Genomic DNA, 4,426 nt, shown 5'->3' with positions numbered 1-4,426 from the left:
CCACGCCCTCGCCGGCCTCCACCGGGATCGCCTCCTGGCCGATAATGCGGGCAAAGCAGCGGCCCGCCGTGAGCACGTGATAGGAAATCAGGTGGTCCGCGCCCGGCAGTATCCTCGGCAATATCGAGGCGGGTGCCGGCGAGCAGACCGCCCACGGATCCTGGGCCTCGATGTCGAAAAACGTCGCACCGGTGAGGCGCACCGTTTTCAAAAGGTCAGACAGAGCGTCTCCGGCCATTTCACCCATGTCCCGCTAAGCCAGCTGCGCGACTTCCATTCGAGTTCCGGACGCGCTGTCAACTAACGCGGACGCCCCATCATTCCGTCCCAGGTGGGAAGCTTTAAACCCCAACCGGCGTCAGGAGCTGTCTTCTGTTGCACGCTCTGCGCAATCGAACGCAACGAAAGAAAAGGACTAAAGTCATGACGGTACATAAGACGGTACATAAGGGCGGGTGTTTTTGCGGCGCCGTGGAAATTGAAGTCCACGGAAACGCGGAGGCAATGGGCTATTGCCATTGCAGTTCCTGCCGTTCCTGGTCGGCGTCTCCCGTGAACGCCTTCACGCTGTGGAAGCCTCAGAACGTCAAGGTCACCAAGGGGGCGGAGTTTCTCTCAGGTTTCAAGAAGTCCGAGATGAGCGACCGCCAGTTCTGCACGAAATGCGGCGGCCATTTGATGACGGACCATCCGCCGCTCGGACTGGTCGACGTCTATGCGGCCACCATACCGACGGTGGAATTCGCGCCGGGGGTCCATGTCAATTACGCCGAGACGGTCCTGCCGATGAAGGACGGGCTGCCGAAGCTGAAGGACTTTCCCGCCGAGCTCGGCGGCTCCGGGATCGCGGTCCCGGAATAGGTCCGGACGATGGTCGACGACTTCAAGCAACCGCAATTCACGACAGGAGAACAGCAATGGATATCGCGACGTTTCGCGCCACGCAGGAGCCGATCAAGGATCTTTATCGCAAGGATGCGCGGGCCGCGCTTCTTACCTTGAAGGCGAAGGGCAGCGCCGACGACTCAAAGGTGACCTGCAAGGTCGAAACCGGGCGCGGGCTTGCGCTGGCCGGCATTCATCCGAAGGCCGGCGGCAGCGGCCAGGAGCTTTGCTCCGGCGACATGCTGCTGGAGGCGCTGATCGCCTGCGCCGGCGTCTCGATGCGCGCGGCCGCGGCCGTGCTCAAGATTCCGATCAAGTCGGCGGAAATCTCCGCCGAGGGCGATGTCGATCTTCGCGGCACGCTCGGCGTCACCGAGGGGGTGCCGGTCGGCTTCAAGGAAATCCGCCTGCGCTTCGACATCGAGTCGGATGTCGAGCAAAGCCGGCTGACCCAACTCATGGAGCTCACCGATCGCTACTGCGTGATCTTCCAGACCATCCAGCGCAGTCCGAAGACCCTCGTGAAGCTCAACAGGGTGGTCTCGTGACACTTTGCCCGGAACCGAGATCCTAGCGGGCAGGTTCCGGGCTGGGCCTGAGCGCGGCTATCCGCGCCAGGCCTATCCTTTCACATGCCCCGTCGCCTCGACGATTTTGCCGGAGCGGCGTGCGCAGCGCTGGCGTTGCTGGTCGAATCTTCGCTGGAAGGCCTTATGGTGATCGCCCGCGCCACCAACGACCGCACGCCGGTCCAGGCCGTTGCCGACGAGGTCGCCGCGCTGGTCGAGCAGGCGGTGCTTGCTGGTCAGGCCACTGCGGAGCCGCATTGACCATTTGAGCGGTCAACTCGGTCGCGCGCGGCCGATGAAGGCCCGCCGGCAGAGCGTTTCGCCTTTCCTTTGAACGGTGAAACGCGCTAGCGGGCCGATTGCCGGATCAGATCGCGGCCGATCGGCTTCGGTGTCTCGCTGCGCAGCACCAGCGCCGTCGTGACGGAGCCGTGGCGCGCCACGGCGTCGACGATGCTTTCAAGTTGCGCCGGCGAGGGGACGACCACTTTGAGGATGAAGCAGTCCTCGCCGGTAAGCCGGTGCACTTCGGTGATCTGTGGCATCTCGGCGAACTGCTTGAGGCAGGGGCGGATATGCTCATGCGTGGTGCGCACCCGGATGATGGCCATCATGCCCAGGCCGAGCGCGGCCGGGTCAATCACGGCGGTGTAGCCTGCAATGACGCCGCGCTCCTCCAGGCGTTTCACCCGCTCCGAAGTCGCCGGCTGCGAGAGGCCGACGCGGCGGCCAAGCTCGGACATGCCGATGCGGCCGTTCTCCTGCAAGGCTTCGACAATGGCAATGTCGGTGGGGTCGAACATAACTGGCTCATCGGGTTATTCATCTTCACTTTGAATCCATCGGATTCGAAGTCATTTTTTCCGATGATTTCCTATTCCTGCTCCTGCGGCAAGACGCCACCATGCTCCTGTTGATCTTTAGGAGCAAGGCGACATGACGCATTTCATCATCCTGCCGGGTAGCGGCGGCTCGGGGCCCACGCATTGGCAATCGCGCTGGCAAGACACCGATCCGGCGATGCGGCGTTTCCAGCCATCAAGCTGGGACCTGCCTGATTTCACCGACTGGCTGGCGGCTCTGGAGGCAGCCGTGATCGAAGCGCCCGAGCCGCCCGTTCTGGTGGCGCACAGCCTGTCGTGCCTGCTGGTCGCGCATTGGCAGACAATTTCGCGGCGTCCGGTCCGCGCGGCCATGCTAGTCGCGGTTCCGGACCCGATGGCGGCTCTGTTCCCGGTCTACGGCATGGCCTTCGCCAGGATACCCCAGGACAGATTGCGCTTTGCTTCGCTGGTGGTCGCTAGCACCGACGATCCCTACGGATCGCGCGACTATGCCGAGGCGAGGGCGGCGCGGTGGGGCAGCGGCATCGCCATCATCGGGCCGGCCGGCCATATCAACGCGCAAAGCGGATTGGGCGACTGGCCGCAGGGCCGCGCTTTGCTCGATGGCCTTGTCGCTGAAGCAGCCTGAGGCGCAGCGTTGACGTTTGAGCAACGAAAAAGGGCGGCATCTCTGCCGCCCTTTCCGTATGAATTAGCCAAGCAGCCTGGATTAGAAGTCCATGCCGCCACTCAAGCCCGCTTGCGGGCTTGAGCAATGTTGGCTGATGGGCGTGCTTTATGGACTTCTTAGAAGTCCATGCCGCCACTCAAGCCCGCTTGCGGGCTTGAGCAATGTTGGTTGATGGGCGTGCTTTATGGACTTCTTAGAAGTCCATGCCGCCCATGCCACCCATGCCGCCGCCGGGCATGCCGCCCGGCATACCGCCGGCAGCTTCCTTCTTCGGTGCTTCGGCGATCATGGCTTCGGTGGTGACGAGCAGGCCGGCGACCGAGGCCGCGTCCTGGAGAGCCGTGCGCACGACCTTGACCGGGTCGACGATGCCCATGGCGATCATGTCGCCATAGTCGCCGGTCTGGGCGTTGAAGCCGAAGGTCGCGCCCTTGTTCTCGAGGATCTTGCCAGCAACGATCGAAGCTTCCGCACCGGCGTTCGACGCGATCTGACGGGCCGGAGCCTGCAGCGCGCGGCGCACTATGTTGATGCCGGCGGCCTGGTCGGAGTTAACGCCGGTGGCCTTGACGTTGGCCGAGGCGCGCAGCAGGGCCACGCCGCCGCCGGCGACGATGCCTTCTTCCACGGCCGCGCGGGTCGCGTTGAGCGCGTCGTCAACGCGGTCCTTCTTTTCCTTCACTTCCACTTCGGTCGCACCGCCGACGCGGATCACGGCAACGCCGCCGGCGAGCTTCGCCAGACGTTCCTGCAGCTTCTCCTTGTCGTAGTCCGAGGTGGTCTCCTCGATCTGCTGCTTGATCTGGGCGACGCGGCCCTGGATCTCTGCCTTCTTGCCGGCGCCGTCGACGATGGTGGTGTTCTCCTTGGAGATCGACACCTTCTTGGCGCGGCCGAGCATGTTGAGGCCGACATTCTCGAGCTTGATGCCGAGGTCTTCCGAGATGACCTGGCCACCGGTCAGGATGGCGATGTCTTCCAGCATGGCCTTGCGGCGGTCACCGAAGCCCGGAGCCTTGACGGCGGCGATCTTCAGGCCACCGCGCAGCTTGTTGACGACCAGCGTGGCCAGGGCCTCGCCTTCGACGTCTTCCGAGATGATGAGCAGGGGCTTCGAGGTCTGAACGACAGCTTCCAGGACCGGCAGCATTGCCTGCAGGTTGGAGAGCTTCTTCTCGTGCAGCAGGATGTAGGCGTCTTCCAGATCGGCGACCATCTTGTCGGCGTTGGTGACGAAGTAGGGCGAGAGATAGCCGCGGTCGAACTGCATGCCTTCGACGACTTCCAGCTCGGTCTCGGCGGTCTTGGCTTCCTCGACGGTGATGACGCCTTCGTTGCCGACCTTCTGCATCGCTTCCGCGATCATCTTGCCGACCGACTCGTCGCCATTGGCCGAGATCGTGCCGACCTGGGCGACTTCCTCGGAGGTCTTGATCTTCTTGGCGGCCTTGCCAAGA

At 63.5% G+C, this 4,426-nt stretch carries 7 protein-coding genes; 4 read left to right on the top strand and 3 right to left on the bottom strand.

Going from position 1 to position 4,426, the window contains the following annotated elements; translation table 11 throughout:
• The coding region (locus EOA27_RS24275; protein ID WP_145970501.1) for a cupin domain-containing protein at positions 1-247 on the bottom strand (247 nt) is incomplete at its 3' end.
• A gap of 176 nt (positions 248-423) precedes the next feature.
• Between EOA27_RS24275 and EOA27_RS24270 the strand changes: the two genes are divergently transcribed.
• From EOA27_RS24270 to EOA27_RS24260, 3 genes are all read left to right on the top strand, one after another.
• Positions 424-861, top strand: a complete 438-nt coding sequence (locus tag EOA27_RS24270) for a GFA family protein (protein WP_126083200.1) — start codon at positions 424-426, stop codon at positions 859-861.
• 56 nt (positions 862-917) lie between these two features.
• Positions 918-1,433 (top strand): OsmC family protein, encoded by a 516-nt coding sequence (locus tag EOA27_RS24265; protein ID WP_126083199.1) that lies wholly within the window; start codon positions 918-920, stop codon positions 1,431-1,433.
• Between the two features lie 84 nt (positions 1,434-1,517).
• On the top strand, positions 1,518-1,715 hold the full coding sequence (locus tag EOA27_RS24260) for a hypothetical protein (RefSeq protein ID WP_245467104.1): 198 nt from the start codon (positions 1,518-1,520) through the stop codon (positions 1,713-1,715).
• An 86-nt stretch (positions 1,716-1,801) separates the two neighbouring features.
• On the opposite strand, the gene EOA27_RS24255 is transcribed toward EOA27_RS24260, so the two are convergent.
• Positions 1,802-2,257, bottom strand: coding sequence for an Lrp/AsnC family transcriptional regulator (locus EOA27_RS24255; protein WP_126083198.1), 456 nt, complete (start codon positions 2,255-2,257; stop codon positions 1,802-1,804).
• A 133-nt stretch (positions 2,258-2,390) separates the two neighbouring features.
• On the opposite strand from EOA27_RS24255, the gene EOA27_RS24250 reads away from it, so the two are divergent.
• Entirely contained in the window at positions 2,391-2,927 is a 537-nt protein-coding gene (locus tag EOA27_RS24250) for an alpha/beta hydrolase (protein ID WP_126083197.1), read from the top strand.
• Between the two features lie 235 nt (positions 2,928-3,162).
• Here the strand turns inward: EOA27_RS24250 and groL are convergent.
• The coding region (gene groL, locus EOA27_RS24245) for a chaperonin GroEL (protein WP_127257437.1) at positions 3,163-4,426 on the bottom strand (1,264 nt) is incomplete at its 5' end.

It is taken from the genome of Mesorhizobium sp. M2A.F.Ca.ET.037.01.1.1, from assembly GCF_003998075.1.
Lineage (GTDB): Bacteria > Pseudomonadota > Alphaproteobacteria > Rhizobiales > Rhizobiaceae > Mesorhizobium.
This window is presented reverse-complemented; position numbering and strand designations above follow the sequence as displayed.